At 69.6% G+C, this 26179-nt stretch carries 23 protein-coding genes and 1 tRNA gene; 21 read left to right on the top strand and 3 right to left on the bottom strand.

Features of this window, described 5'->3' with window-relative positions; translation table 11 throughout:
* Positions 1 to 7 precede the first annotated feature (7 nt).
* From FQY83_RS14290 to FQY83_RS14275, 4 genes are all read left to right on the top strand, one after another.
* Positions 8 to 934 (top strand): ABC transporter ATP-binding protein, encoded by a 927-nt coding sequence (locus FQY83_RS14290; RefSeq protein WP_146388825.1) that lies wholly within the window; start codon positions 8 to 10, stop codon positions 932 to 934.
* Positions 931 to 2034: an ABC transporter permease gene (locus FQY83_RS14285; RefSeq protein ID WP_146388652.1), complete on the top strand. Its 1104-nt coding sequence runs from the start codon at positions 931 to 933 to the stop codon at positions 2032 to 2034. Before FQY83_RS14290 ends, FQY83_RS14285 begins: the two co-directional genes overlap by 4 nt.
* A 177-nt stretch (positions 2035 to 2211) precedes the next feature.
* Positions 2212 to 3234 carry a M15 family metallopeptidase gene (locus FQY83_RS14280; protein WP_146388651.1) on the top strand — a complete coding sequence of 341 codons (1023 nt, stop codon included), beginning with the start codon at positions 2212 to 2214 and terminating at the stop codon, positions 3232 to 3234.
* A 32-nt stretch (positions 3235 to 3266) separates the two neighbouring features.
* A complete protein-coding gene (locus FQY83_RS14275; protein ID WP_146388650.1) occupies positions 3267 to 4058 on the top strand; it encodes a hypothetical protein in 792 nt (263 codons plus the stop codon).
* A 211-nt stretch (positions 4059 to 4269) separates the two neighbouring features.
* On the opposite strand, the gene miaB is transcribed toward FQY83_RS14275, so the two are convergent.
* Positions 4270 to 5700 (bottom strand): tRNA (N6-isopentenyl adenosine(37)-C2)-methylthiotransferase MiaB, encoded by a 1431-nt coding sequence (gene miaB, locus FQY83_RS14270; RefSeq protein ID WP_146388649.1) that lies wholly within the window; start codon positions 5698 to 5700, stop codon positions 4270 to 4272.
* Positions 5701 to 5849: 149 nt separating this feature from the next.
* Between miaB and FQY83_RS14265 the strand changes: the two genes are divergently transcribed.
* From FQY83_RS14265 to FQY83_RS14240, 6 genes are all read left to right on the top strand, one after another.
* Positions 5850 to 6818, top strand: a complete 969-nt coding sequence (locus FQY83_RS14265) for a lytic transglycosylase domain-containing protein (RefSeq protein ID WP_146388648.1) — start codon at positions 5850 to 5852, stop codon at positions 6816 to 6818.
* Between the two features lie 173 nt (positions 6819 to 6991).
* Positions 6992 to 7627 carry a ubiquinol-cytochrome c reductase iron-sulfur subunit gene (gene petA / locus FQY83_RS14260; protein WP_146388647.1) on the top strand — a complete coding sequence of 212 codons (636 nt, stop codon included), beginning with the start codon at positions 6992 to 6994 and terminating at the stop codon, positions 7625 to 7627.
* A gap of 1 nt (position 7628) precedes the next feature.
* Positions 7629 to 8888, top strand: a complete 1260-nt coding sequence (locus FQY83_RS14255; protein WP_146388646.1) for a cytochrome b — start codon at positions 7629 to 7631, stop codon at positions 8886 to 8888.
* A complete protein-coding gene (locus tag FQY83_RS14250) occupies positions 8881 to 9630 on the top strand; it encodes a cytochrome c1 (RefSeq protein ID WP_146388645.1) in 750 nt (249 codons plus the stop codon). Before FQY83_RS14255 ends, FQY83_RS14250 begins: the two co-directional genes overlap by 8 nt.
* Before the next feature lie 150 nt (positions 9631 to 9780).
* On the top strand, positions 9781 to 10416 hold the full coding sequence (locus FQY83_RS14245) for a glutathione S-transferase N-terminal domain-containing protein (RefSeq protein WP_146388644.1): 636 nt from the start codon (positions 9781 to 9783) through the stop codon (positions 10414 to 10416).
* 77 nt (positions 10417 to 10493) lie between these two features.
* Positions 10494 to 10925: a ClpXP protease specificity-enhancing factor gene (locus FQY83_RS14240; RefSeq protein WP_192906716.1), complete on the top strand. Its 432-nt coding sequence runs from the start codon at positions 10494 to 10496 to the stop codon at positions 10923 to 10925.
* Between the two features lie 44 nt (positions 10926 to 10969).
* On the opposite strand, the gene FQY83_RS14235 is transcribed toward FQY83_RS14240, so the two are convergent.
* Positions 10970 to 12760, bottom strand: coding sequence for an acyl-CoA dehydrogenase C-terminal domain-containing protein (locus FQY83_RS14235; RefSeq protein ID WP_146388642.1), 1791 nt, complete (start codon positions 12758 to 12760; stop codon positions 10970 to 10972).
* 37 nt (positions 12761 to 12797) lie between these two features.
* Positions 12798 to 13277: an LEA/WHy family protein gene (locus tag FQY83_RS14230; RefSeq protein ID WP_146388641.1), complete on the bottom strand. Its 480-nt coding sequence runs from the start codon at positions 13275 to 13277 to the stop codon at positions 12798 to 12800.
* A 227-nt stretch (positions 13278 to 13504) separates the two neighbouring features.
* Here FQY83_RS14230 and FQY83_RS14225 point away from each other — a divergent pair, with 227 nt between their 5' ends.
* The 11 genes from FQY83_RS14225 to FQY83_RS14180 all read left to right on the top strand — a co-directional run bounded on the left by FQY83_RS14225 (position 13505) and on the right by FQY83_RS14180 (position 26171).
* Positions 13505 to 13927: a hypothetical protein gene (locus FQY83_RS14225; protein WP_146388640.1), complete on the top strand. Its 423-nt coding sequence runs from the start codon at positions 13505 to 13507 to the stop codon at positions 13925 to 13927.
* A 119-nt stretch (positions 13928 to 14046) separates the two neighbouring features.
* Positions 14047 to 14122, top strand: a tRNA-Phe gene (locus FQY83_RS14220).
* A gap of 165 nt (positions 14123 to 14287) precedes the next feature.
* Positions 14288 to 15517 (top strand): tyrosine-type recombinase/integrase, encoded by a 1230-nt coding sequence (locus tag FQY83_RS14215; RefSeq protein WP_146388639.1) that lies wholly within the window; start codon positions 14288 to 14290, stop codon positions 15515 to 15517.
* A gap of 146 nt (positions 15518 to 15663) precedes the next feature.
* Positions 15664 to 16059 carry a hypothetical protein gene (locus FQY83_RS14210; RefSeq protein ID WP_146388638.1) on the top strand — a complete coding sequence of 132 codons (396 nt, stop codon included), beginning with the start codon at positions 15664 to 15666 and terminating at the stop codon, positions 16057 to 16059.
* A gap of 93 nt (positions 16060 to 16152) precedes the next feature.
* Complete coding sequence (locus FQY83_RS14205) at positions 16153 to 16632, top strand: hypothetical protein (protein WP_146388637.1); 480 nt, start codon at positions 16153 to 16155, stop codon at positions 16630 to 16632.
* A 71-nt stretch (positions 16633 to 16703) separates the two neighbouring features.
* Positions 16704 to 16919, top strand: a complete 216-nt coding sequence (locus tag FQY83_RS17635; protein ID WP_158636520.1) for a helix-turn-helix transcriptional regulator — start codon at positions 16704 to 16706, stop codon at positions 16917 to 16919.
* Between the two features lie 223 nt (positions 16920 to 17142).
* Positions 17143 to 17973 carry a hypothetical protein gene (locus FQY83_RS14200; protein ID WP_146388636.1) on the top strand — a complete coding sequence of 277 codons (831 nt, stop codon included), beginning with the start codon at positions 17143 to 17145 and terminating at the stop codon, positions 17971 to 17973.
* On the top strand, positions 17958 to 18761 hold the full coding sequence (locus FQY83_RS14195) for a phage antirepressor KilAC domain-containing protein (RefSeq protein ID WP_146388635.1): 804 nt from the start codon (positions 17958 to 17960) through the stop codon (positions 18759 to 18761). The genes FQY83_RS14200 and FQY83_RS14195 overlap by 16 nt, the downstream gene beginning before the upstream one ends.
* On the top strand, positions 18758 to 19990 hold the full coding sequence (locus FQY83_RS14190; RefSeq protein ID WP_146388634.1) for a hypothetical protein: 1233 nt from the start codon (positions 18758 to 18760) through the stop codon (positions 19988 to 19990). The genes FQY83_RS14195 and FQY83_RS14190 overlap by 4 nt, the downstream gene beginning before the upstream one ends.
* Positions 19987 to 25905: an LPD38 domain-containing protein gene (locus FQY83_RS14185; RefSeq protein ID WP_146388633.1), complete on the top strand. Its 5919-nt coding sequence runs from the start codon at positions 19987 to 19989 to the stop codon at positions 25903 to 25905. The genes FQY83_RS14190 and FQY83_RS14185 overlap by 4 nt, the downstream gene beginning before the upstream one ends.
* Positions 25902 to 26171: a hypothetical protein gene (locus FQY83_RS14180; protein ID WP_146388632.1), complete on the top strand. Its 270-nt coding sequence runs from the start codon at positions 25902 to 25904 to the stop codon at positions 26169 to 26171. The genes FQY83_RS14185 and FQY83_RS14180 overlap by 4 nt, the downstream gene beginning before the upstream one ends.
* The last annotated feature ends 8 nt before the right edge of the window (positions 26172 to 26179 follow it).

The raw sequence follows: 26179 nt of genomic DNA, 5'->3' as shown, positions 1-26179 counted from the left end.
CACCGCCATCCACGCCCGCGGCCTGGTCAAGCGCTTCGGCGCGCTGACCGCGGTCGACCACGTCGACCTCACCGTACCGCGCGCCCACGTCTACGGCTTCCTCGGCCCCAACGGCTCGGGCAAGTCGACCACGATCCGCATGCTGTGCGGCCTGCTCACGCCCACGGCCGGCGAGATCGAGGTGCTCGGCCTGAAGGTTCCGGAAGAGGCCGACGCCCTGCGCATGCGCATCGGCTACATGACGCAGAAGTTCTCGCTGTTCGAGGACCTGACGGTGCGCGAGAACCTCGAATTCCTCGCCGCCGTCTACGGCCTGTCGCGCAGCCGGACGCGCGAGCGCGTCGACGAGCTGGTCGGGCTGTACCACTTCGGCGACCGTCAGAAGCAGCTGGCCGGCACCATGAGCGGCGGCCAGAAGCAGCGCCTCGCGCTCGCCGGCGCGGTGATCCACGAACCGGAGCTGCTGTTCCTGGACGAGCCGACCAGCGCGGTCGATCCCGAGTCGCGCCGCGATTTCTGGGAGAAGCTGTTCGACCTCGCCGACGACGGCACCACGATCCTCGTGTCCACCCACTACATGGACGAGGCCGAGCGCTGCCACCGCATCGCGATCCTCGACCAGGGCGCGCTGGTCGCCGACGGCACGCCCGCCGAACTCACCGGCGCGCTCGCCGGGCGCAGCGTGGTGGTGCGCGCCACGCAGCCGCGCCGGGCGCAGCAGGTGCTGGTCGACCTGCCGGGCGTGCTCAGCGTCGCCCAGATCGGCAATGCGCTGCGCGTGCTGACCGCCGGCAACCACGATGCCGCCGCGCGGCTGGGCGACGCGCTGCGCGCCGCCCGGCTCGAGGCGGACGTCGCGGTGGGCGAACCGAACCTCGAGGACGTCTTCGTCTCCGCCACGCGCGGCCGCACGGATCGCGAGGAGGCGGCATGAACCTGCGTCGCCTGTTCGCGGTGACGGTCAAGGAGCTGCGGCAGATGCGCCGCGACCGCATCACGCTGGCGATGATCGTGGGCATCCCGGTGATGCAGCTGGTGCTGTTCGGCTACGCGATCAACATGAACCTGCGCGGCCTGTCCGCCGGCGTCGCCGACATGGCCAACACCAGCGCCTCGCGCGCGCTGGTCATGGACATGGTCGCGACCGGGGTGATCTCGCCGCGCGTGTCCGCGACCGCGCCGCAGGCGCTGATGGACCAATTGCGTCGCGGCGAGATCAGCGTCGGCGTGGTGATCCCGCCGGACTTCGAGGCCCGCCGCTTCGACGGCCGCGAGGCGGTGCAGGTGCTGGTCGACGGCAGCGACACCGTCGTGCAGAGCGCGGCGATCCAGCTCGCGCAGCTGCCGCTGGACACGACGCCGACCGCCAACGTCCGCCCGCTCGGCCTGGGCCGCGGCCAGATCGGCGTCGTCAGCTTCTACAACCCGGAGCGGCGCTCGGCGGTGAACATCGTGCCCGGCCTGATCGGCGTGATCCTGACCATGACGATGGTGCTGTTCACCGCCGTGGCCATCGTCCGCGAGCGCGAGCGCGGCAACATGGAGCTGCTGATCGCAACGCCGGTCAGCAGCGCCGAGCTGATGGTCGGCAAGGTCGCGCCCTACGTCGCCATCGGCCTGGTCCAGACCACGGTGGTGCTGGCGCTGGGGACGTGGCTGTTCCGGGTGCCGATCGCCGGCAGCCTGTTCGACGTCTACCTCGCGGCGATGCTGCTGATCCTGGCCAACCTCGCGCTGGGGCTGCTGATCTCCACGCGAGCGCGCTCGCAGTTCCAGGCCATGCAGATGACGTTCTTCGTGTTCCTGCCGTCGATTCTGCTGTCGGGCTTCATGTTCCCGTTCGCAGGCATGCCGCGGGTGGTGCAGTGGCTCGCCGAACTGCTGCCGCTGACCCACTTCATGCGCATGATCCGCGGCGTGATGCTGCGCGGCGCCAGCCTGCCCGAACTGTGGCCCGAGGTGCTGGCGCTGGCCGCGTTCACCGCAGTGGCGATGGCTGCGGCGATCCTGCGCTTCCGCAAGCGGCTGGACTGAGCCGGAGACGCGCGCGCAGCTGAATCGTGCGTGCCGGCGTCACGTTTCCATGCACGCAATCCCCGCAGCTGGGGTCGGCCCCAGCTGTCGCCGGTCGCGCGCGCGGCTATACCTGCGCACTCGTCGCGTCGGCGTGGCCATCGCCGGGCGCGGCGCCTGCGTTCATGGAGACCCGCGATGACGACCGACGGCAACAGCGGCATCGATTCGACCGGCGCGGACCGCGTTTCCCTGTCCGATTCGCTGACCCGGGCCGCGGACACCGCCGCCAGCCGGCGCGAACAGGAGATCCGCACCGAACTGGCGAACAACCCGCAGGCGCTGCAGGCGCTCGATCGCCTGACCGCCAACCTCAACTGCTACGCGCTGACCGACGAGCAGCAGATGCAGGCGCTGGACGATTTCATGGCCGCGCCGAACGCGGCGACCGCGGCCCATGTCGAAGGCCGCATCGCGCAGGACCTCGGCGTGGATCCCGCCGCCGCGCATTCGCTGGTCTCGCCCGACGCCGGCACCCTGACCATCGACGGCCGGACCTACACGATCGACAACGGCGCCCTGCTCGACGCCGACGGCCAGCGTGCCGGCACGATCGCCAACAATGGCGTGGTGCAGCTCGACGGCGAGGAACAGGCGCGCAACGTCTACACCGACCTCGGCGCGCGCGTGCAGCTGCGCGAGGCCATCAACGGCGAACTGACCACGCTGCTCGACCTGCACCCGGCCGACCGCCGCGGCCGGCTCGATGATGCCAACGTCAACCAGGACTTCGCCGACCGGGTGAAGGACACGCTGGTGCGCGCGCGGCAGGAGGGCATGGCCATGCAGATGGACCTGGTCTACCGCACCTTCGCGCACCAGGACCAGTTGTACGCACAGGGGCGCACGGCCCCGGGCGCGCGCGTCACCAACGCACGCGGCGGGCAGTCGTGGCACAACTACGGCCTCGGCGCGGACGTGGTGTTCAGCACGGCCAACGGCCAGCCGTCGTGGCCGGAGAACGGCAACTGGACGCGCTACGGCGAGATCGCCGAAAGCCAGGGGCTCACCTGGGGCGGGCGCTGGCGCAGCCCCGATCGCCCGCACGTGGAGTACCACCCCGGTTTCGGCGCAGGCGACGCCGGCGGCTTCGTCAACACCCACAACCGCGATGGACTCGAGGGCGTGTGGGACCGCATGGGGATCGGCCAGCAGCCGTGAGCGTCGACGGGCGTCTGGCACAATCCCCGCACATGAAGATTCCGCATTGGCGAACCGGCGCGTCCGCGTCGGCGAAATGGCGCGCGATCGCGGCCTCCTGCGCGCTGGCGCTGGCCGCGTGCGGTGCGAATACCGATCTGGGCGCGGGCGACGCGAATGCGCCCGGGCGCGGCAAGGCCGTGGCCGACGCGCAGGCCGCGACCTCGGACCTGGTCGATCCGCGCCCGCTGCAGGGCGCCGGCGCGGTGGCCTTTGACCCCGCACGGCCGCGGCTGGCGTGGGCGGCCGGCGAGGAGGTGCGCCTGTTCGACCTCGACCACGGTGACGACGCGCGCCGACTCGCGATCGCAAGCCCGGTTGGCGACGTCGGCTTCGCGCCGGACGGCGCGCTCTGGGTGGTCGCGGACGCGCCGCAGCTGTGGCGCGACGGCGAGCGGGTCTGCAGCGCGGACGGCGTGGAGGCCGACCGCCTGTTCGCGATCGACGGCGAAGGCGCGGTGGTCGCGGGCTACACGCACTCCGACGGCGTCGGCATGCTGCGCCGGCAGGTGTGGCTCGATGCGCAGTGCGGCATCGTGGACGAGAACCTCGCGCCGATGCCCGAAGGCATCACCGATTCCGAATCCGATCCCGGCGCGCCGCTCGGGCGCGCGACGCTGCAGCCGGTGCATCCCGCTGCAGCGGAACTGGCCGAACGCCTGTCCGACGTGCAATTGCCCGCGGGCGCGGGCGTGACGCAGGCGGTGGCGGTCTCGCCCGACGGTCTTTGGTGGGTGCTGGAGGGCGCGCAGGGGCGCACGCTGTGGCGGCGCGAGCGGCCCTGAACGTCGCCGAAGTGGCGGGAGGCAGCTTGACAGGATGCGGTCCCGAGTGCAGCGGTCTGCGTTCGTGCGGCCGGGGAGCAGATCTCTCACTGCGTTCGAGATGACAGCGGGAAGATGTCCCCGCACCTGGTAGTGTCATCTCGAACGCAGTGAGAGATCTCCCCCGACGCCGCAACGACCGCGCAGGGCGCGCGCGCACCCAAACGCCGCGTCAGGCCGCGTCGCTGCCGCCTTCGATCCCCGCCACCCGCCCGCGCAGCGAATTGCTCATCGCCTCGGTGATGACGACATCGACAAAGCGCCCGATGAGAGCAGGCCCGACCATCCGCGCCGGCGCCGGGAAATTCACCGAGCGCATGTTCTCGGTCTTGCCGGTCAATTCGTCCGGGTTCTTCCGCGACGGGCCTTCCACCAGCACCGTCTGCACGCTGCCAACCATCGCCTGCGAGATCCCGGCCGCATGCGCATTGATGTGCGCCTGCAGCCGCGACAGCCGCGCGTGCTTGACCTCGTCGGACACGTCGTCGGGCAGGTCGGCCGCCGGCGTGCCCGGACGACGCGAGTAGATGAAGGAGAACGACTGGTCGAAGCCCACGTCCTCGATCAGCTTCATCGTCCTGTCGAAATCCGCGTCGGTCTCGCCGGGGAAACCGACGATGAAGTCCGAGCTGATCGAGATGTCCGGGCGCACCGCGCGCAGCTTGCGGATCTTCTGCTTGAACTCGATCGCGGTGTAGCCGCGCTTCATCGCCGACAGGATGCGGTCGCTGCCCGACTGCACCGGCAGGTGCAGGTAGTTGGCCAGCTGCGGCACGTCGCGGTAGGCGTCGACCAGCGAATCGCTGAACTCCAGCGGGTGCGAGGTGGTGAAGCGGATGCGGTCGATGCCGTCGACCTCGGCGATGGTGCGGATCAGCAGGCCGAGGTCGGCGACTTCACCATCGCCCATGTCGCCGCGATAGGCGTTGACGTTCTGCCCCAGCAGGTTCACCTCGCGCACGCCCTGCGCGGCCAGGCGCACCACTTCCACCAGCACGTCCTCGAACGGGCGGCTGATCTCGGTGCCGCGGGTGTAGGGCACCACGCAGAAGCTGCAGTACTTCGAGCAGCCCTCCATGATCGAGACGAACGCGCTCGGCCCTTCGGCGCGCGGCTCGGGCAGGCGGTCGAACTTCTCGATCTCGGGGAAGCTGATGTCGACCTGCGGCCTCTTGAGCTCGCGCCGGGCGCGGATCAGCTCCGGCAGGCGGTGCAGGGTCTGCGGGCCGAACACCAGGTCGACGTAGGGCGCGCGCTTGACGATCGCCTCGCCCTCCTGCGAGGCCACGCAGCCACCGACGCCGATGATCACGTCACGGCCGCCGCTCTTGAGCGCCTTCCAGCGGCCGAGCTGGCTGAACACCTTCTCCTGCGCCTTCTCGCGGATCGAGCAGGTGTTGACCAGCACCACGTCGGCTTCCTCGACGTTCGCGGTGAGCTCCAGTCCGTCGCTGGCGGCCAGCACGTCGGCCATCCGGGCCGAGTCGTACTCGTTCATCTGGCAGCCGTGGGTCTGGATGAACAGTTTCCCGCGGGGCGCGTCGGAAGCGCGGGCAGGCGGAGCGGCGGATGCGGAGTCCGCGAGGATGGGCAGTTCGGTCATGGCGTCTCCGGGGGCGCGGCGGTGAGTCCGGGCCGGATGGCTGTGGATGTGCGGAATAGTGTAAGCCGTCACGCGTCCGGTTCCGGAATCGCTCCTCGTTTGACAATCAAGGACTTGGCAGACAGGCGGCAAGGGTGGACACTGCGCGCATGAAAGGGGGCAGGGGACTGGTCGCGATCCTCGGGCTGGCGCTGGTGGCGTCGGCCGCGCCCGCGTGGGCCGGCACCATCTACCGCTGCGATGCCGCCGACGGTACCCGCAGCTACGTCAGCAAGCAGGTCAAGGGCGCGAAGTGCGTCGCGGTCAGCAACTACCGCAGCGCCCCGGCCGGCAAGGCCTCGAAGCCCGCGTCCTGGCTGCCGGCCGCCGGCAGCGCCTCGCCGGCCAACAAGGTGGCCGGCTCCCCGGCCTCGATCCACAACAATCCGCCGGCGACCTTCATGGGCGGCGCCGGCTCGACCGCGACCCCGGCACCCGCCGCAACCCCCGCCCCGGCCGCCGTGGCGGTGGCCTCGACCGCGCCCGCGCAGTCGTCGCGCCGGCTGCAGCAGGGGCAGGTCTATTCCTACGTCAAGGACGGCGTGCGCCACTACACCAGCCAGCGGCCGAAGGGCGCGGGCGCGACAGCGGTGCGGACGATCAAGTACAGCTTCTTCGAGACCTGCTACGCCTGCGCGCCGCTGCCGGGGGTGAACTTCGGCAACGTGCGCCTCAACACCGCCGCCTACGCTGCCGAGATCAAGGCCGCCGCCGCCGAGTTCGGGGTCGAGGAGGCGATCGTCCGCGCGATCATGCACGCCGAATCGGCCTACAACCCCAACGCCCTCTCGCGCGTGGGCGCCCAGGGCCTGATGCAGCTGATGCCGGCCACCGCCGCGCGCTTCGGCGTGGCCAACGCCTTCGACCCCGGCCAGAACATCCGCGGCGGCGTCCAGTACCTGTCCTGGCTGCTCAAGCGCTACAACAACGACCTGACCCTGGCCGCGGCCGGCTACAACGCCGGCGAGGGCGCGGTGGACCGCCACAAGGGCGTGCCCCCGTACAACGAGACCCAGCGCTACGTGGTCCGCGTCGGCCAGCTCGCCGAACGTTACCGCGGGCATCTCGCCGCCAACTGAGACCTTCCGCAAGTGACTGATCCGCGGCCGGAATCCCGGGGCCCGCGGACGCGGGCGTTGTCGCCGGATTCAGCGTTCCGTTACACTTCGGCGTTCTTTGCGTCCGCTTCCGGGGACGGAGCGGTACGCGGCAGCCACATCAATCAGCTACCGAAAGATTCGCGGAGAGCCGGATGGCCAACGAAGCGGTATTCGACCCTGCCGACAGCGGGGAACCCGACCACCAGGGCCGGCGCCGGTTCCTGACCGCCACCACGGTGGCGGTCGGCGCGGTCGGCGCGGGGTTCGCGGCAGTCCCGTTCATCAAGTCCTGGAACCCGAGCGCGCGCGCCAAGCTGGCGGGCGCCCCGGTGACCGTGGACATCAGCGCCCTGCAGGAAGGCCAGCGCCTGATCGTCGAATGGCGCGGCCAGCCGATCTGGATCGTCAAGCGCTCCAGGGCCATCCTCGAGGCGCTGCCCACCCTCGACGGCGAACTGCGCGACCCCAGGTCCGAGAACGCCGACCAGCAGCCGGACTACATCCAGGCCGAAAGCCCGGAGCTGCGCTCGATCAAGCCGGAGATCTCCGTGTTGGTGGGCCTGTGCACGCACCTGGGCTGCTCGCCGGAGATGGTCGCCGAGATCCGCCCCGAGCCGTTCGACCCGAACTGGAAGGGCGGCTACTTCTGCCCCTGCCACAAGTCGAAGTTCGACATGGCCGGCCGCGTCTACCAGGGCGTGCCGGCGCCGACCAACCTCGTGGTGCCGCCGCACCATTTCACCGACGACAACACCATCGTCGTCGGCGTCGACCCGGGAGCGGCGTGACATGGCCAACGTGATCGAACGCACCGCCAACAACGCCTGGGACTGGTTCACTGCGCGCGCGCCGGGCTTCATGCCCTTCTACCGCAAGCACATGACGGAGTACTACGCTCCGAAGAACTTCAACATCTGGTACATCTTCGGCGTCCTGTCGATCGTGGTGCTGGTCAACCAGATCGTCACCGGCATCTTCCTGACGATGCACTTCAAGCCGAGCGCGGCCGAAGCCTTCGCCTCGGTCGAGTACATCATGCGCGACGTCGAGTGGGGCTGGCTGATCCGCTACATGCACTCAACCGGCGCCTCGCTGTTCTTCATCGTCGTCTACATCCACATGTTCCGCGGCCTGATGTACGGCTCGTACCAGAAGCCGCGCGAGCTGGTGTGGATCCTCGGCATGCTGATCTACCTGGTGCTGATGGCCGAGGCCTTCATGGGCTACGTGCTGCCCTGGGGCCAGATGTCGTTCTGGGGCGCGAAGGTGATCATCTCGCTGTTCGGCGCGATCCCGGTGATCGGCAACGGCCTGACCGAGTGGATCATGGGCGACTACCTGCCCGGCGACGCCACCCTCAACCGCTTCTTCGCCCTGCACGTGATCGCGCTGCCGCTGGTGCTGCTGCTGCTGGTGGTGCTGCACCTGGGCGCGCTGCACGAGGTCGGCTCGAACAACCCCGACGGCGTCGAGATCAAGAAGGGCCCGAAGGGCAACCGCTGGTCGTCCACCGCGCCGGCCGACGGCATCCCGTTCCACCCGTACTACACGGTCAAGGACAGCTTCTTCGTCTGTTTCTTCCTGATCGTCGGCGCCTTCATCATCTTCTTCGCGCCCGCGTTCGGCGGCTGGTTCCTCGAGCACGACAACTTCACCGAGGCCAACCGCCTGGTGACGCCCGAGCACATCAAGCCGGTGTGGTACTACACCCCGTACTACGCGATGCTGCGCGTGGTGCCGCACAAGCTGTCCGGCGTGCTGGTGATGTTCGGCGCGATCGCGATCCTGTTCCTGGTGCCGTGGCTGGACCGCGCGAAGGTGAAGTCCTACCGCTACCGCGGCCTGCTGTCGAAGGTGCTGCTGGGCCTGTTCGCGATCAGCTTCGTCTGGCTGGGCAAGATCGGCGCCGGCCCGGGCACGGACCCGGTGGAGACGATCGTCGGCCGGTTCCTGACCGCCTTCTATTTCCTGTTCTTCCTGACGATGCCGCTGTGGACGAGTTGGGACAAGACCAAGCCGGTGCCGGATCGGGTGACGATGCATGAATAAGACCTCCTTGACCCGCATCGCTGCGTTCGCCAGCGGGTTGCTGCTGTCGTTCTCCGCGCTGGCCGCCGGTGGCGGCGGCAACCTGCAGCAGGCCGGCACCGACCTCAACGACCGGGCCTCGCTGCAGCGCGGCGCGCAGCTGTTCATGAACTACTGCGCCGGCTGCCATTCGCTCAAGTACCTGCGTTACTCGCGGCTGGGCGACGACCTCGGCCTGAGCGAGGACGAGGTGATGGCCAACCTCAACCTCACCGGCGCCAAGTACGGCGAGCACATCGTCTCGGCGATGCCGGCCGAACAGGCGGCGAAGTGGTTCGGCCAGGCCCCGCCGGACCTGAGCCTGATCACCCGCGTGCGCGGCGCCGACTGGGTCTACACCTACATGAAGTCGTTCTACCTCGACGACACCCGTCCGCTGGGCTGGAACAACACCCTGTTCCCGAACGCCTCGATGCCCAACCCGCTGTGGAAGCAGCAGGGCCTGCAGCGCGCGGTGTTCGGCGAGCAGGACCCGGAGACGGGCGAGACGCCGGTCGAGAAGCTGGAGATCGCCACGCCCGGCACCCAGCGCGCGGCCGAGTACGACCAGACCGTGCGCGACCTCACCGCCTTCCTCGAATACGCCGGCGAGCCGGCCGCGCTCAAGCGCCAGGGCATCGGCGTGTGGGTCATCCTGTTCCTGTCGTTCCTGACGCTGCTCGCGTGGCTGCTGAAGAACGAGTACTGGAGGGACGTCCACTAGGTCCTGCGACGTCTGGCACCCAAGGCGCGCGATCCCGCCGGGCGGTCGCGCTGCCCAGGCACCGTCCAATGCGAACACCGTGGCGACCGGTTGCGATGGGCAGCCGGCGCCGTGCGACTGGCGGATTCCGGTCGCGGGAGAAGGCCGTTGATGGCTGCGAGTCCACGTATGCGCAATGCAATGACCCTGTTTTCGTCCGTCGATGACGTGCTGTGCCACCGGGTGCGGCTGGTGCTGGCCGCCAAGGGCGTCGCCTACGACCTGGTCCCGGTCGACCCGCAGAACCCGCCGCCCGACCTGATCGACCTCAACCCGTACCACTCGGTGCCGACCCTGGTCGAGCGCGACCAGGTGCTGTACGCGGCCAGCGTGGTCAGCGAATACCTCGACGAACGCTACCCGCACCCGCCGCTGATGCCGGTCGACCCGCTGTCGCGCGCGCGCCTGCGCCTGGCGATGCTGCGCATCGAGCACGACTGGGTGCCGCAGGTGCAGGCGATCCAGTACGGCGGCAAGCAGCAGGCCGACGCCGGCCGCAAGCGCCTGAAGGAGCTGCTGACCGCCTCGATCCCGCTGTTCAAGGCCAGCAAGTTCTTCCTCAACCCGGAAATGAGCCTCGCCGACTGCGCGATGGCGCCGATCATCTGGCGCCTGCCGGCGCTCGACGTACCGCTGCCCAAGGACGGGAAGGTGATCGAGGAATACGGCAACCGCATCTTCCGCAACCCCGGCTTCGTGCGCAGCCTGACGTCGCAGGAAAAAAACCTGCGCGAGCTGCCGGACTGACCGCGCGGCCGCTGGAACCTGTCCGCGCGGTGCCTGCGGTTGCCTCCCGCGCGCCTTGTGCGGCACTGTAACGCCCGATGCCCGATTCCCCGCCCGCCATGACCAGCCATCGCCCGTACCTGCTGCGGGCGCTGTACGAGTGGATCTCGGACAACGGGATGACGCCGCACATCCTGGTCGACGCCCGCCAGCCGGGCGTGCGCGTGCCCACGCACACGGTGAAGGAAGGCCGCGTGGTGCTGAACATCGCCGACCGCGCGGTGGCCAAGCTCGAACTCGACAACGAGAGCGTGCGCTTCACCGCACGCTTCGGCGGCGTCAGCCATCCGGTGGTGGTGCCGGTGTCGGCGGTGCTGGCGATCTACGCGCGCGAGACCGGGCAGGGCATGGCGCTGCCGGAAGAGGTCGTTTCGGGCCAGCCGCCGGACGACGATCCGACGCCGCCGGACGACACGCCGGGGGAGGATGCGGCGCCGAAGCGTGGGGCGCATTTGCGGGTCATCAAGTAGCGAGGGCCGGGAATCGGTCGGCCCCCCGCGCAGGCGACGCCCGGTCAGGCGTCGAACGCCGCCTCGTCCAGCGACAGCAGCGCCGCCGCCCCGCTGTCGATCGCCGCCTTGTGCGCCAGCGTGCGCGGCAGAATGCGGGCGAAGTAGAAGCGCGCGGTCTCGCGCTTGCCGTCCTTGAACGCCTGCGGCTGCGACGAGGCCTCGGCCGCGGCCACGCTGCGCGCCCACCAGTAGGCCAGCGCCACGTAGCCCGAGTAGAACAGATAGTCGTACGCGGCCGCGCCGATCTCCTCGGGATCGGACATCGCGCGCTTGCCGATCGCCAGCGTCAGCGCCTGCCATTCACCGGCCTTCTCGCGCAGCGGGGCGATGAACTCGGCCAGCGATGCGTCGCCGGCATGCTCCTCGCAGAACGCCGCGACCATCGCCAGGAACGCCTTCAGCCCAGCGCCCTGCAGCTGCATGATCTTGCGGCCCATCAGGTCCAGCGCCTGGATGCCGGTGGTGCCTTCGTACAGCGTGGTGATGCGCGCGTCGCGCGTGAGCTGCTCCATGCCGTGCTCGGCGATGTAGCCGTGGCCGCCGAAGCACTGCAGCGCGTGGTAGGTGCACTCCACGCCCCATTCGGTGAGGCAGGCCTTGACGATCGGGGTGAGGAAGCCGAGCAGGTCGTCGCCGGCCTTGCGCTCTTCTTCCGTCGCGCCGTGGTCGGCGATGTCGACCTGCAGGCCGGCGTGGTAGGCCAGCGCGCGGCCGCCTTCGACCAGCGCCTTGCAGGTCAGCAGCATGCGCCGCACGTCCGGCTGCACGATGATCGGGTCGGCCGGCTTGTCCGGGAACTTCGCGCCCGACAGCGCGCGCGACTGCAGGCGTTCGCGCGCGTAACGCAGCGCGTTCTGGTACGCACGCTCGGCCAGCCCCAGGCCCTGCAGCCCGACGCCGAGGCGCGCGGTGTTCATCATGGTGAACATCGCCATCAGGCCCTTGTGCGGCTGGCCGATGAGGTAGCCCTGCGCGCCGTCGAAGTTCATCACGCAGGTGGCCGAGCCGTGGATGCCCATCTTGTGCTCGACCGCCCCGCAGCGCAGCGCGTTGCGCTCGCCCACCGTGCCGTCGCGCGCCACCTTGAACTTCGGCGCCAGGAACAGCGAGATGCCCTTGCTGCCGGCGGGCGCATCGGGCAGGCGCGCGAGCACCAGGTGCAGGATGTTCGGCGTGAGGTCGTGCTCGCCGGCGGTGATGAAGATCTTGGTGCCGCTGATCGAATACGTGCCGTCGTCGCCAGGCTCGGCGCGGGTCTTGAGCAGGCCGAGGTCGGTGCCGCAGTGCGGTTCGGTCAGGCACATGGTGCCGGTCCATTCGCCCGACACCAGCTTCGTCAGGAACACCTCGCGCTGCCATTGCTCGCCGTGCAGGCGCAACGCGTTCGCCGCACCGTGCGAGAGCAGCGGGAAGTTGCCCCAGGCCAGGTTGGCCGCGTCGATCATTTCCTCCAGCGGCATCCCCAGCACGTGCGGCAGGCCCATGCCGCCGTATTCGACCGGCGCCCCGAGCCCGCCCCAGCCGCCCTCGGCGAACTGCACGTAGGCCTCCTTGAATCCCGGCGCGGTGGTGACGCCGCCGCTGTCCTTGTCGTAGGCCACGCCGTGCTCGTCGCCGACCTTGTTGAGCGGCGCCAGCACCGTGCCGCAGAAGCGCGCGGATTCGTCGAGCACGGCGTCGACCGTCTCGCGGTTCGCATCGTCGAACCGCAGCTGCCGGAATGCCGCCTCGACGCCGAGCACGTCGTACAGCGCAAAGCGGATGTCGCGCAGCGGCGCGGAATAGGTACTCATCGATCGGGAATCCCGTGGTGGGGTGGGGAACGCGCGCTCAGCGCAGCACGCCGGGCAGGCCGGGCACCGGGCTGAGCTGGCTGTCGCGCTTGACCTTGTAGTCGCGCGCCTTGCCGCGATCGGCCGGCGCGGCGTTGATCGTGCCTTCGAAGCGGTAGCCGACGCCGCGTCCGTCCGCGAGCCGGCCGGCCAGCAGCAGGCGCGCGTTCGCGGAAGGATCGAAGGCCACGGTGACCACGTCGGCCGATTCCGGCCCGATCGTCAGCGCCGGCTGCGCCGCCAGCGTGCCGGCCGCCTCGTCGCCAAGCTTGAATTCGAACGACACGCTGTCGAAGCGCATCGGGATGCTGCTGTAGTTCTGCAGGCGCAGCTCGATCGACCAGCGGCCGTCGGCCTCCACCGTCAACTGCTGCACGCTCGCGGCCGGTTCCGAAACGCGCCGCGGGATGCCGCCGCTCGAACAGGCCGTGAGCAACACCACCAGCAACCACGCCAACGCATGCCATCCACGCTTCATGTCGAACCCATGTCGTAACGGACCGGGGCAGGATACTACGACGTACGGACCGCCCCGCGCACCGCAGCCACGGTCGGCATCTCCTGCAGGCGGCTTCAGCCGCGCCCCCTCGTTTCCTGATCCCGGGCATCGAATCGCGCCCCGCCCAATAGTGTGATTGCTCGATGCACCAACGGCATCGTGCACGGGTAGAAGCCCGGCATCGTGCCGGTCGCCAGGAAGCCGCCATGGCCGCCCGCAGGAACACCCGCACGCCCCTCGAACCCTTCGCCCCGCGCAACCTCTGGCTGGCCGCGCTCGGCCTGGCCGCGATCACCCGGCGCGAAGCCGGCAACGCCGCAACCTCGGCCCTCACCACCGCCGGCTTCCTCGGCCAGCGCCTGGCCGGCTTCGCCGGCGATGCCCGCGACGTCGCCCGCGGCGGCGCATTCACCCTGCGCGAACGCATCGAACCTGCCGTCGGCGGCTTCAGCGCCGAAGTCGAGGCGCGCCTGGCGCCGGTGCTGGAGAAGCTTGGCCTGGCCACGCCCGGCGGCCGCGCCCCGCGCAAGCCGGCCCGTCGCCCCGCGGCGAAGCGTCCCGCCGCCGCCCGCCGCACCACCCGCAAGGCCGCGCCGACCCCGAAGCGCAAGGCCCGCGCCACGCGCTGAAGGCGCGGCAGGCCCCGGAAAACGGTGCCCGGTGGCCCACGCCGGCATGCTCCGGCTTGCCCGCCGGACCCCGCGTCCGTATCATGGCGGGCTCGCACGGCCCAGCGCCGAAGCGTTCCGGCCGGGTAGCTCAGTTGGTAGAGCAGGGGATTGAAAATCCCCGTGTCGGGGGTTCGATTCCCTCCCCGGCCACCAAGACATAGATTCAGGTGGTTTCACAAAGCACCACCGAACACACGAGACCCCGGGAAATCCCGGGGTTTTTGCTTTCTGGTGCTTTCACGTTCCGGCTTGGCATTTCAATAGGTTTGGGGGCAGCATAGGGGGCAACAGCCCATCCGGCCCGGCAGGTGCCCCCAGATGCCCCTCAGTGACGTCGCGATCCGGAAGGCCAAGCCGACCAACAAGGCCCAGCGGCTGTTCGACGGCGGCGGCCTGTACCTCGAGGTCTCGCCGAAAGGCGGGAAGTGGTGGCGCTACAAGTACCGGATCCTCGGGAAGGAGAAGCGCCTGTCGCTCGGTACCTACCCCGACGTGAGCCTGGCCGCGGCCCGAGAGCTGCACGCTGACGCGCGGAAGCTGGTCGCCGTTGGCGTCGACCCAAGTGCCCATCGCAAGGCGACGAAGATCGCAGGCATGGAGCGCGCGGCGAACAGCTTCGAGACCGTCGCCCGGGAGTGGTTCGCCAAGAAGTCGCCGAAGCTGGTGAAGGGCTACAGCGAGAAGGTGCTGGCGCGGCTCGAGGGTGACCTGTTCCCTGTCCTGGGGAAGCTGCCGGTGTCCGAGATCACCGCGCCGGAGGTGCTGCGGGCCATGCGCCGCATCGAGGACCGTGGCGCCTACGAGACCGCGCACCGGGTGCTGCAGACGTGCGGACAGGTGTTTCGCTATGCGATCGCGAGCGGTCGTGCCACGGCGGATCCGACCATCGCCCTGCGCGGTGCCCTCACCCCTGCGACCGGCACTCACCATGCGGCCATCACCGCGCCGGAGCCCTTCGGTGGCCTGCTGCGCGCACTGGACGGCTACGACGGCAGCCTGATCACCAAGCATGCCCTGCGCCTAGCGCCGCTGGTGTTCGTCCGTCCCGGCGAGCTGCGCCACGCCGAGTGGGCGGAATTCGATCTTGAGGCCAAGGTGTGGTGCATCCCGGCCGCGAAGATGAAGATGCGGGACGATCACATCGTGCCGCTGTCGCGGCAGGCGCTCGCGATCATCGAGGAACTGCACGAGCTGACCGGCGGCGGGAAGTACCTGTTCCCGTCGACGCGCAGCCCGCGCCGGCCGATGAGCAACAATACCCTGAACGCGGCGCTGCGCCGGCTGGGCTATGACAAGGACGCCCACACCGCACACGGGTTCCGGGCGTCGGCGCGCACCCTGCTCGACGAGGTGCTGCACTTCCGGCCCGACTACATCGAACACCAGCTTGCGCACACCGTGCGTGACCCGAACGGCCGCGCCTACAACCGCACCGCGCACCTGCCCGAGCGCCACAAGATGATGCAGGGCTGGGCCGACTATCTCGACGTCCTTCGGGAGGGGCAGAGTGACACGGTTGTGCCGATCAGGAAACGAGCGCATCGATAGCAGCGGCGGGCGACGTGCTGTAACACGCCGCCCGCCTTCCACAACCGTCTACGAAGGAGACGATCATGGCAAGACGGAGTGTAGTCCTAGAAGAAGCCGAACGATCCGCGAGCGTGGGCTTGCTCCCCGGGCACGATCAACCGCCGGTGACGCAGCACAAGCGGCGCGGTCGCCTGCCGGCATGCATCGGCAAGATCGTGGAGGCCCGACGTAAGCGGTGGAGAACTTCCGCTGAAGTTGCTAAGCCGGCTGAGCAGAAGGCAGCGGAGAGCGCTATCGAGTATGTGTTGAAGAACCTGGCCTGTGCCGCCGAGATCGTGCAGACATTCGATGGGGCATCACGGCAGCGCGCGGTGTTGCCGCCTGCCGAGTCGCCGCGCCGCCTGAAGGTCGTGGACCCTGCGGCCGACCGGCCCATCAACGTGAGGAAGGCGCTTAGCGACGCAATGGCCGACCTTCACGAGGCAGCGTTAAAAGCAGAGCAACGCGCTGCAGAGATCAAGGCTTATCTCGAGCGGCATCCCGAGGGCGGCGAGAGTTAATCTGTCCGAACACCGCGCCTAGGCTGATCCCCGAACGCGCCGCCACCCTGCGGCGCTGGCGCGGCACTTCTACAGGGGCGCGAGGGGTCGCGCATGTCACGGGTCGGCTTCGAATTCAACGATACGCAGCGCGCGGCACTTGAACGATGTGGCCTGAACCTGCGTCAGGTGCGCTATCTCGAAGAGGCTCTGCCCGTGCTGGGGGATTCTCTCAATCGACAATCGACCGGCAAGCGTGGTCGTCCGAAGGTAGCGAGCCCGGAAGCGGTCGACGTCATCTACCGCGCGATCTTCCGGGCAGTATGGGGCGCAACGAACAGCCCTCGTGCACCCCGCGATGACGTGGTAGTGAGTCGGGCAGACACGCCGCGTGGGTTTCTTGCTATCGCTAGGATCTGCTTCCAGGCGGCCGGGTGCGCGGCCAATCCCGAGCGCTCTATCCGGGAATGGATCGAACACGATCCAGACCCCACGTTCCGGCTCTGCCTTGGCGAGTCGTGGACGTCGAGCTACGAAGAGGCCGCGTTGATCGTTGAACGGCGTCGGCGCGACGCATTGCGCGAGTCTGAATAATTACGTCCAGCACATTCGTCGAGAGGCGGGTGAGGCTTTGCCCCGAGTGAATTTATCACCGGAGGCAATTCGTGAAATCTGCTGAACCCATGAACGTAGAGGAACCGCGCTATCTGCGGCCGCGTCAGGCCGCCAGACGGTACTCCGTTTCGACGGTGACGATCTGGCGAATGGTAAAGGCCGGCATCCTCCCTGCACCCCGCAAGCTCGGCGAACGGGTGTCGTTACTGGATCGGGCAGCGTGTGATGAAGCCTTCGAGCGGCACCTTGCCGGGAAGGCGTCATGAGCGCCGTTCTGAACGCGGGCGCGCCGCCTGGCCCCAGAAACGGCGACGCCCCGACCGGGCAAGGTCAGGGCGTCAGGAAGGTGCAGGGCGAACAGCACTTCGAGCGCGAGGCTATCACATGCCGTGCGCGCTGGACGTCGTACGCGGCGCGGCGGCGACTTCGCCGGCGACGGCTTCGACTCGCCGCAGGTCGCGCCATTGACGGCGCGGAGGGGCTCGCGCCATGAGCATCATCCGTGCCCCGCGTCCTATCGTTGGCTGGTACTGCCTCGACCGGCGAATCAGCGAGGACGCGCGGCTGAGTTGGGCCGCTCGTGGGCTGCTGGTCTTCCTTCTGGGGAAGCCGGACAACTGGCGCGTTTCCGTCGAGCACTTGCGTCGCCAAACCGCCGATGCTCGCATCCGGACCGGCAGAGATGGCATCTACGCGCTTCTGGATGAGCTGAAGGTGGCCGGCTACATCGAGGCGAGTCGACAACGCCGCGGCGATGGCACGCTCGGGCCGCTTTGTTACCTGGTCCGCGAAGCGCCACTTCCGGCCCAGCCGGACGTGGCTGAGCCGGATACGGCTCAGCCCGATACGGCTGGCACGACGCTAGAGAATACTGAAAGAGCAGTTGAGACGAAGAAGGCACCGAATACTGATTCAACCGAAGAGCGAGGGAAAATTGCGCTGCAGCGCAACGCTGAACACGTGCCCGCGAGGTTCGATCCGGCGACGGCCGATTTGGTCCACGACGTGGGCCGCGATGTCCTGATCCAGTTCTGCCAACACCGCCGTGAGTTGGGGAAGCCGGTGACGACCGAGGGGTGGGAGCAACTGCGCGCTCGGCTTCGGGACCTGTGGGAGAAGGGCGCCGATCTGAACGAGGCGCTGCGCACGGCAATGGCTGCCGGCTATCCGCTGCCCCCCGACCCCAGGCGGGGCAAAGCCGCGGTCATTGAGCGGAGACGGGATCGACAGGAGCGGGACACCGCTGCGACGGTCGCATGGCACGATCGAAACGTTCCGCCTTCGAGAGCTGACCGGGAGGGTGCATGGACGCCGAACTGATCCCAGTCGCCCGGCGCGAGATCGCGACCGAAACCGTGCCCACGATCGACAGCGCGGCACTTCATGCGTTCCTCGAGGTCGCCACTGAACACGGGCAATGGATTCAGCGGCGTGTTCAGACCTACGGGTTCGAGGAGGGCCGGGACTTCGTTTGCTCGTCAGAAGTGACGGGCAAAGGACGGGGAGGCCACAACCGCGCTGTTTACTGGCTCACGCTCGACATGGGCAAGCAGCTCGCCATGGTCGAGCGCGGTCCGAAGGGCCGGCAGGCGCGGGAATACTTCATCGCCTGCGAGCGAGCGGCCAAGGACGCAGCCGTTCAGCCGCGGCATTCACAGGATGTGCAAGCCGCGTTGAATCACCCGCCGACGCTGCGCGCGCTGCTGGTTGACCAGCTCGACGCGCGGCAACGGCTCGAACACCAGGTTGCAGAGGATGCGCCGCGCGCTGCGGCCTTCGACCGGCTCGCCGGCGCTCGCGGTGCAATGTCGCTGACCGAGGCCGCCAAGGTGCTGGGGATGCGGCCGCGCGACTTCATCGCCTGGCTGTCGGCCGCAAAGTGGATCTACCGCAGTCATGACGCCGGGAGCTGGCTCGGGCATGCCCGCCACACAGATGCCGGGCACCTGCTTCACCGCGTGCACATTCCAGTGGGCAGCTTCCGGGAGAGGTCGCAGGTCATGTTGACCCCGAAGGGGCTGGTCGCCCTGGCGACGAAGTTGGAACAGGCATCACTGCCCACGGCAATCCAATCCCCCACCACCTACCGCGAGGAGTTCGAATCATGACCACGCAGCAGAGCACGCTGGATCGTTTGCGCCAGAACCCTTTCGGCGCCGCGCAGGATCCTGCCAAGCCTGTCCGTAGCTTCGGCGCGGCGCCCGCCGCGACCGGTGGCGCCACGTCGATGCCGTCGACCACCATCACCGCACCGGCGCCGGCGGTCCCGCGGCCGACGCGCACGCTCGGCGACACGCACACCTGGACGCCGAGTCTGAACAGCGGCACCGATCGCACGGGCGCGCCGGTGTACGACAGCACTTCGATCCAGCGCCTGCAGGCTCGCAACACCGGGGGATCGCCGGCACGTCCCGACTTCAGCAACGTCACCACGGGTGGACCTGCGCCTGCGGTCCCGCGGCCGACGCGCACCCTCGACCCCACCAGGTCCGCATCCGTGCCGTTCGAGACGGACTACACCCGACCGGCACCGCCCGATCCCGCGTCCCCGCCGATCATTGCCCGCCCGAGCGCGGCACCGCAGGTTCAGCAGTCTGTGCGCCGCACGCTGGACACCCAGCGCGACCTGACGCGCACCACGCGCGCGGACGCTGCGGAAATGCTGAATCCGATGAGCGCGGACGCGGAGATCCTGCGCCGCCTGGAGAACAGCCAGCGCAGCTACTTCAACAAGGGCAGTCCCCAGGCGCGCCGGCTGATCGGCGAGGCCATCGCTGGCCAGCTCGGCGCCCGAAGCGCAGCGAGCGCCGAGGGTCAGCGCGGGGGCAACATCACGGCGCAGCAGGGCGTCGGCTACGAGGCTGCCGCGAACGAGGCCGCTGCGCAGCGCCGGCTGGACGCGGACAAGTTCACCGCCGATGCCGGCTACCGCGAGCGCGCGCTGGCCACCGAAGCGGCGACCCGCCGTGCAGAGCTGGAACGCCCCTCGCTGCAGACTGATGCCGCCGGCAACTTGCTGCAGGTCACTGGGACCAAGGCCGCGCCGATCACCGGTGAAGATGGTGCCCCGGTGCGCATGCCGCAGCGGCCCGTGACCGCGCGGGATCACCAGGCTGAGGCCGACGACAAGCTGCTGGCCGAACTGCTTGGCCTCCAGAAGGACAGTTACGGCGAGTATCCGAGCAATGCGCTAGAAACCGCCCGCCGTCAGCTCGCCGAGATCCGTGGCGGGCAGCGCGGTGGGGCCGTGCAAGTGCCCGAGGTGGGCGGCACGCTCGACGGCTACCGCTTTCGCGGTGGCGATCCTTCCGACCCGGCGAACTGGGAGGCTCAATGAACGAGCAGCGCCCATGGGAGCGCTTCAGCGCCGGCGCAGGTGGGGCCGTGGTTTCCACGCCGCAGCGCGCGCCGGATTCGGCACTGCCTAACACCGCGGCGACGACGGATGAGGCAATGCCTAAGTCCACGCAGGCGCCGGTGTCGAGCAGGTCGACGGCCGGCCCATGGGCGCACTTCGGCGGGACTGCTGCGCTATCTGCGCGCACTGAAGCTGAGCCATCCCCCATCAACCCTCGCGCCGAGGGGAGCCCGGGGGGCGGCATCGGCGGCGCCGTGAAGGAGCGGGCCCGCCTGCTGGGCGAGAACCTGCGTGACGCCGGTACGTCGATGGCGGCGGGGGCACGCAGCGCGCTGGCGGCGGTGAATGAATGGACTGCTGAACGTGAACGCGACATGGCGGCCGAGGCCGGCAGCGGCTCGACGATGGCCGCGGTCCAGCACGCCGAAGGCGATCGCGCGCATGCGGCGCAGCGGCGCGCCGAGGCGGGGGAAGATGCACAGCGGGTCGTGGACCAGTACGCCGATGGCTCGCCCGGCTATCACGCCATGGGAATCGCGCGGTCGGTGCCGATGATGGCGGCAGCCGTGGCTACTCGAAGCCCGACCCTTGGCGCGCTGGCGATCGGTGCAGGGACCGCCGCGGAACAGCGTAGCCAAGCCCTGGCCGACGGTGCGACCCCTGACCAGGCGACAGCGAGCGGCATCGCGCACGGCGCGCTTGAGGGCAGCCTGGATGCCGTGACGCTGGGCCTCGCGCGCTGGGGCTTCGGGCCGGTGAAGGAGGTCTTGACGAAGCGCTTCGGCGAGAGCGTGGCCACGCGCATGCTGCAGCAGGCATCCGCGACCGCGCCGCGGCGGCTCGCGCTGGCGACTGCCGAGGGGGCGGCCACGGAGATTCCGACCACGGTCGGGCAGATGGCCAGCGATGAACTGATCCTGGGCGCCGACTACGATGCGGCCGACTATGCGCGCGGCATCCGCGACAGCGCTGTTCAGGGCGGCGCGATGTCGGGCGGCGTCTACGCCGCGACCGCACCCCTGCGACGACTCGGAGCCAGCGGCGCGGATGCCGGCGCCATCGATGGCGCAAGCCCGACCGATCCCGCGCCGATGGTGGAATCGGGGCAGGTGCAGGCGCTTCGGGAACAGGCGGACCAGGCGGCGACCAGTGGTCCCATCGGCCGTGCTGCCGGCGACGTGCTGCACGCGCGCGCCGATGCACTCGAACAGGCGGAGAGGATCGCGAGCCAGGCCCAGGCCGCGCCGGCTTCGGGTCCGTGGCAGCACTTCGCCCCCGCTCCCGGGCAGCAGCGCAGCGCAACCGAGGCCGCGACCGTCATCGACCAGCACGTCGCAGCGCTCGAAGCCGCGGCCGCCGACGGCCGGCTGGACGGCGCGCAGGTGGAGGCGCTGACCACGGAACGCGCGCAGCTCGACGACACCATCCGCGGCCACCTGCGGCGCCGGGAGCAGGGCATTGCCCCCGCCGATCCCGCGCAGGCACGTGAGCTGCAGGCCGCACTGCCGGAACTTGAACAGCGCCGCGCCGAGCTCGACCGCCAGCTCGAACGCCACCGCCTGGCGACTGGCCGCGGCGTGCAGCTCGAGCGACTGCAGGACCGGCTGTCGAAGATCGACCGCGACGCCGACCTGATCGAACTCTCCCAGCGGCTGGCGCCTTTCGGTGACGGCCGCACTGAACCCGAGGGCCCCCACGATGATGCAGCCGCCCGACGAACCGAACCCGATGGATCCGGCCGCGCTGTCGCTGTGGACGCTGGCGGGCGTGGAGGCCCGGTTGCAGGTGGTCCGCCTGGCGCTGCTGGTGCAGTTGCAGGCGAGCCAGCAGGCATCGCCGCCACCGGCACCGGTGACGCCGCCGGTCCGCCGGACGCTGGCACCGCTGCGGCGACTCGATCCCCCGTAACCGTCAGCCCGGCGACGCGCGCGCTGCAGGAGATCGCCGCCGGCGCGCCGCCCGCCACCGCCTTGGACGGGCTGACCGATGCCGACGTCCACGCCGTGGCGAAGGCGATGGGGCGTGACTTCAGCCCGCGCGCGCCGGCGCGCAAGGTCGCCGAGAAGCTGGGCGAGGGGGCGCCGGCAGCGTGGCAGGCGCGGGCCGCGCGCGCTGTGTCGGCCATGCCGCAGCCTGCCCCTGCGGCGGGTGTGGTCGCGCTGGGTGTCGATTCGCAAGGCAACCGCGCCGGATTCGAAAATGATCCCGTGGCGCAGGCCGCATCCACCGCGGCGACGAGTCCGCTGAATGACCTGCCCACGCCGACGGAGGCGCAGCGCGAGGCAAACAACTTCAAGGTCGGGCGGATGAAGTTCGCGGGCCTCGACGTGAGCATCGAGTATCCGGCCGGGGTGAAGCGCAGCGAGTCGCATGACAGGCCGCTGTCGCGCGCCTACGGCTACTTCCCGGGCACGGTGGGCAAGGACAAGGATCAGGTGGACGTGTTCATCGGCGAGCGCGCCGACGATCCGACGCTGCCGGTGTTCGTGGTGGACCAGGTGAAGACGGACGGCAGCTTCGACGAGTCGAAGGTGATTGTCGGCGAACCGACAGAGGCCGCGGCGCGCGCTGCGTACCTGTCGAACTACCCGGACGGCTGGTCTGGCCTGGGCGGCATCCGTCGATTCACGCCGGACGAGTTCAAGGCGTGGGTGAAGGATCCGGCGGCGACGAGCCGGCCCGCCGCGGAAGGCATCGCCCTGGATCGTGCGCAGCGGCTCACCGAGCGGTTCACGAAGGGTTGGGGGCCGGACGCGCCGCGCGTGGTGCTGGCGCGCAACTCCGACGAGCTGCGGCAGGCGGCAGGTCTCGCGCCCGATGTCGATGTCGGCAACCGCGCGGAAGGCACGTGGCAGGGTCAGCCCGCGGTGTTCCTGAACCTGTCGGCGATCGACTCGCCGGCGCGGTTCCGGCAGGTGCTGGCCCATGAGGCGCTGGGGCACTACGGCATTGACCGCGTGGTGGGTAACGGCTGGGGCGCGATCGAGACCGCCATCGGCCGGCACGTCCGCGACGGCACGGGTTCGAGTTCCGTCCGCTCCGCCATCGCCCACGTCCGCCGCTCGCAGCCGGACGCGCTGAACGAGCCGAACACCGCGGCGCGCGAGGTGCTGGCGATCATGGCCGAGCAGGGCGCCCGGAACAGCATCATCGACCGCATCATTGCCGCGATGCGCAGCCACCTGCGGCGGGTCATGCCGGGCCTGAAGATGTCCGACGCCGAGCTGCGCGACCTGCTGCGGCAGGCCGATGGCTTCCTGCGCCGCAATGCCGCGTCGCGCAGGGCATCCCCGAGCGCCGTGGTCGCCGGCACGACGACGGAGCAGCCCGCGACCTACTTCTCGCGGGGCGCTGAACCCGGACCCGTGGAACCGCCTGACGTTTCACAGGTGGCGAAGAGCTTCGAACACCTCGACGACGGGCAGCGTGCGGCGCTGGGCAAGATCGACACCTACCGGCCCGGCGAGGGCTTCGTCGACAAGATCCGGCGCCTGTCGGAGAACTGGCAGGCGAAGGCGGTGCAGGGCGTGTTCGACCAGTTTCGCCCGCTCAAGGACTTGGACGAGACCGCGTACATGCAGGCGCGGCTGTCGAAGGGTACCGACGGTGCGGTGGAAGGCGTGTTCCGATTCGGCCCGCCGAAGCTGACCGAGGGCGCGCTGGACGTGCGCCGCGATGGCAAGGGCTTCGCCGGCGTGCTGCAGGACCTGGGCGGCGAGCACGACCTGTTCCTGGCATGGGTGGCCGGCAACCGCGCCGAACGCTTGGCGAGCGAGGGGCGCGAGCACGCATTCAGCCAAGAGGACATCGCATCCCTGAAGCGCCTGGCACGCGGCACGATGCCGGACGGCCGCGACCGCGCGAAGACCTACGCCGACGCGCAGCGGTCACTGAACCGCTACAACAAGGCGGTGCTCGATGTCGCTGAACAGGCCGGGCTGCTGAACCCCGAGAGCCGCAAGACGTGGGAGTCGGAGTGGTACGTCCCCTTTTATCGGGTCATGGAGGGCGATGGCGCCGTATCCCCGGGGGCCGTGGGCGGCATCATCCGGCAGCGCGTCATCGAGCGGTTGAAGGGTGGCGCGGAGCCGCTGGGGGACCTGCTGCAGAACACCTTGGCCAACTGGTCGCACCTGCTGTCGGCCTCGATGAAGAACATGGCGGCGGCGCGCGCGCTGGACGCGGCCGTGGACCTGGGCGTCGCCGATCGGGCGAACGCCGGCGACAAGGGCGCGGTCTGGGCGATGAAGGAGGGCCGGCAGGTCCACTACACCGTCAACGACCCGCTGGTATTCGACGCGCTGACGATGCTGCATCACCCGGGATGGAACAACCCGGCGATGAAGGCGATGCAGTGGTTCAAGCGCGCGCTGACCACGGGCGTCACGTCCGACCCCGCATTCCGGATCCGCAACCTGATGCGCGACACGGTGTCCGTCATCGCCGCGAACCCGGTCGGCTACAACCCGTTCCGGAACCTTGTCGACGGCTGGAAGGCGACCACGCCGGAGAGCGACACCTACCTGAAGCTGTTGGGCGGCGGTGGCGCCATCCGCTTCGGCTCGCTGCTGGACGGCGACCAGGCGGCGAACGCAAAGCGGCTGGTGAAGGCGGGTGTCGCGAAGGACTCGCAGATTCTCGACACGCGGGAGAAGGTGAAGGGCGCGCTGTCGCGGTCTTGGGAATGGTGGAAGGAGATCGGCGACCGCGCCGAGACCGTGAACCGCGCGGCGATCTACCAGCAGGCCATCGCCGACGGAAAGACCCACCTCGAGGCCAGCTATGCCGCGCGCGATGCGCTGGACTTCACCATGCAGGGCAAGTGGGCGGCCGTGCGGTTCCTGACCCAGACGGTTCCGTTCATGAATGCTCGTCTGCAGGGACTGCACAAGCTCGGCCGCGGCGCGAAGGCGGACCCGCGACGGTTCGCAGCAGTCACCGGCGCGGTCGCGGCAGCATCGGCGCTGCTGTACCTGGCGAACCGGGATGATGAGGAATTCCGCGCGCTGCCCGACTGGGTGCGGGACACGTACTGGTGGGTGCGCGTGCCCGGCACGGACCACGCGCTGTTCATCCCGAAGCCGTTCGAGGTCGGCGCGCTGGGCAGCGTGGTCGAGCGCGGCACGGAGCTGCTGCTGGCCGGCAACGACTACCGGGCCAAGGACTTCGCCCAGACCCTGCAGTCGATCCTGTCCAGCCAGCTCAGCATGAACCCGGTGCCCCAGATGTTCCGGCCGGGAATGGAAGCCTCCTTCAACTGGAACAGCTTCCAGGACCGCCCGATCGACGGCATGGGGCAGGAGCGGCTGCCGGCTCAGGATCGCTACACCGCCCGCACCAGCGCCGGCGCGATTGCCGCCGGCAAGGTCACGGGAATCTCGCCGCAGCGGATCGAGCACATGGTGCGCGGCTACTTCGGATGGCTGGGCACGCAGGCGCTCGCGGTGTCGGACATGGTCGGCCGCACGCTCACGGACATGCCTGCGAACCCGGCCCACGACTTCACCCGCCCGGAGAACCTCGCCGTGGTCGGCGCCTTCGTCCGGCCCACCAGCGGCACCGGCTCGAAGTACGTGAACCGCTACTACCGCGAACTCGACCGCGTGCAGCAGGTCTATGCGGCCTACACCGCCGCTCGGCACGCCGGCGAGCTCGAGCGCGCCGAGGAACTGCGAGGGGATGACCGGCTGAAGCTGCGCGGGCTCTACACTGCCGCGGATCGCCAGATGAAGGCGGTCAATCAGCGCATCCGGCGGGTGACCGCGGATCGCGCGCTGTCGGCCGGCGCGAAGGCCGAGCTTCTGGAAGGGCTGCACGCGACGCGCAGCCGGCTCGCGCGGCGGACCGTGGAGCATGCGCGCGAGCGCGCCGAGGCGCTGGAGGATGCGCGGTGACGGTGCTGGTCCATGCCCCCGAGTGCTGGGTCGAGATCGAACGGGATCACGAGGCCGGACACGTCACGGTGCTGATCTGGAATCGAGTGGACGGCGAGCAGGTGCTGCGCATGGGGGTGCGCGAGCCGGCCAGCGCCTGCGAATTGCTCGCCCCGCCGTTCGCTGGCACGCCGGCTGCGCTACGGGTTGGCGGCTTCTATCTCACCCTGTCCGACGATGCGACGCTCGCCAAGGTCCGGGCCGAGCTGGGCGCGGCGCTGCACTGAGGGGGCAC

The organism is Luteimonas marina (assembly GCF_007859325.1).
Classification (GTDB): domain Bacteria; phylum Pseudomonadota; class Gammaproteobacteria; order Xanthomonadales; family Xanthomonadaceae; genus Luteimonas; species Luteimonas marina.
The sequence above is the reverse complement of the archived record's forward strand: the minus strand, read 5'-3'. Positions and strand labels throughout refer to the sequence as shown.

What these genes read in the sequence shown, in the direction of transcription:
- FQY83_RS14195 (WP_146388635.1), top strand. Translation starts at nt 17,958, where the DNA reads ATGGACGCCGAACTGATCCCAGTCGCCCGGCGCGAGATCGCGACCGAA.
- FQY83_RS14185 (WP_146388633.1), top strand. Translation starts at nt 19,987, where the DNA reads ATGAACGAGCAGCGCCCATGGGAGCGCTTCAGCGCCGGCGCAGGTGGG.
- FQY83_RS14230 (WP_146388641.1), bottom strand. Translation starts at nt 13,277, where the DNA reads ATGAAGCGTGGATGGCATGCGTTGGCGTGGTTGCTGGTGGTGTTGCTC.
- FQY83_RS14255 (WP_146388646.1), top strand. Translation starts at nt 7,629, where the DNA reads ATGGCCAACGTGATCGAACGCACCGCCAACAACGCCTGGGACTGGTTC.
- miaB (WP_146388649.1), bottom strand. Translation starts at nt 5,700, where the DNA reads ATGACCGAACTGCCCATCCTCGCGGACTCCGCATCCGCCGCTCCGCCT.
- FQY83_RS14190 (WP_146388634.1), top strand. Translation starts at nt 18,758, where the DNA reads ATGACCACGCAGCAGAGCACGCTGGATCGTTTGCGCCAGAACCCTTTC.
- FQY83_RS14275 (WP_146388650.1), top strand. Translation starts at nt 3,267, where the DNA reads ATGAAGATTCCGCATTGGCGAACCGGCGCGTCCGCGTCGGCGAAATGG.
- petA (WP_146388647.1), top strand. Translation starts at nt 6,992, where the DNA reads ATGGCCAACGAAGCGGTATTCGACCCTGCCGACAGCGGGGAACCCGAC.
- FQY83_RS14235 (WP_146388642.1), bottom strand. Translation starts at nt 12,760, where the DNA reads ATGAGTACCTATTCCGCGCCGCTGCGCGACATCCGCTTTGCGCTGTAC.
- FQY83_RS14280 (WP_146388651.1), top strand. Translation starts at nt 2,212, where the DNA reads ATGACGACCGACGGCAACAGCGGCATCGATTCGACCGGCGCGGACCGC.
- FQY83_RS14265 (WP_146388648.1), top strand. Translation starts at nt 5,850, where the DNA reads ATGAAAGGGGGCAGGGGACTGGTCGCGATCCTCGGGCTGGCGCTGGTG.
- FQY83_RS14250 (WP_146388645.1), top strand. Translation starts at nt 8,881, where the DNA reads ATGAATAAGACCTCCTTGACCCGCATCGCTGCGTTCGCCAGCGGGTTG.
- FQY83_RS14215 (WP_146388639.1), top strand. Translation starts at nt 14,288, where the DNA reads ATGCCCCTCAGTGACGTCGCGATCCGGAAGGCCAAGCCGACCAACAAG.
- FQY83_RS14240 (WP_192906716.1), top strand. Translation starts at nt 10,494, where the DNA reads ATGCCCGATTCCCCGCCCGCCATGACCAGCCATCGCCCGTACCTGCTG.
- FQY83_RS14245 (WP_146388644.1), top strand. Translation starts at nt 9,781, where the DNA reads ATGGCTGCGAGTCCACGTATGCGCAATGCAATGACCCTGTTTTCGTCC.
- FQY83_RS14225 (WP_146388640.1), top strand. Translation starts at nt 13,505, where the DNA reads ATGGCCGCCCGCAGGAACACCCGCACGCCCCTCGAACCCTTCGCCCCG.
- FQY83_RS14205 (WP_146388637.1), top strand. Translation starts at nt 16,153, where the DNA reads ATGTCACGGGTCGGCTTCGAATTCAACGATACGCAGCGCGCGGCACTT.
- FQY83_RS14200 (WP_146388636.1), top strand. Translation starts at nt 17,143, where the DNA reads ATGAGCATCATCCGTGCCCCGCGTCCTATCGTTGGCTGGTACTGCCTC.
- FQY83_RS14285 (WP_146388652.1), top strand. Translation starts at nt 931, where the DNA reads ATGAACCTGCGTCGCCTGTTCGCGGTGACGGTCAAGGAGCTGCGGCAG.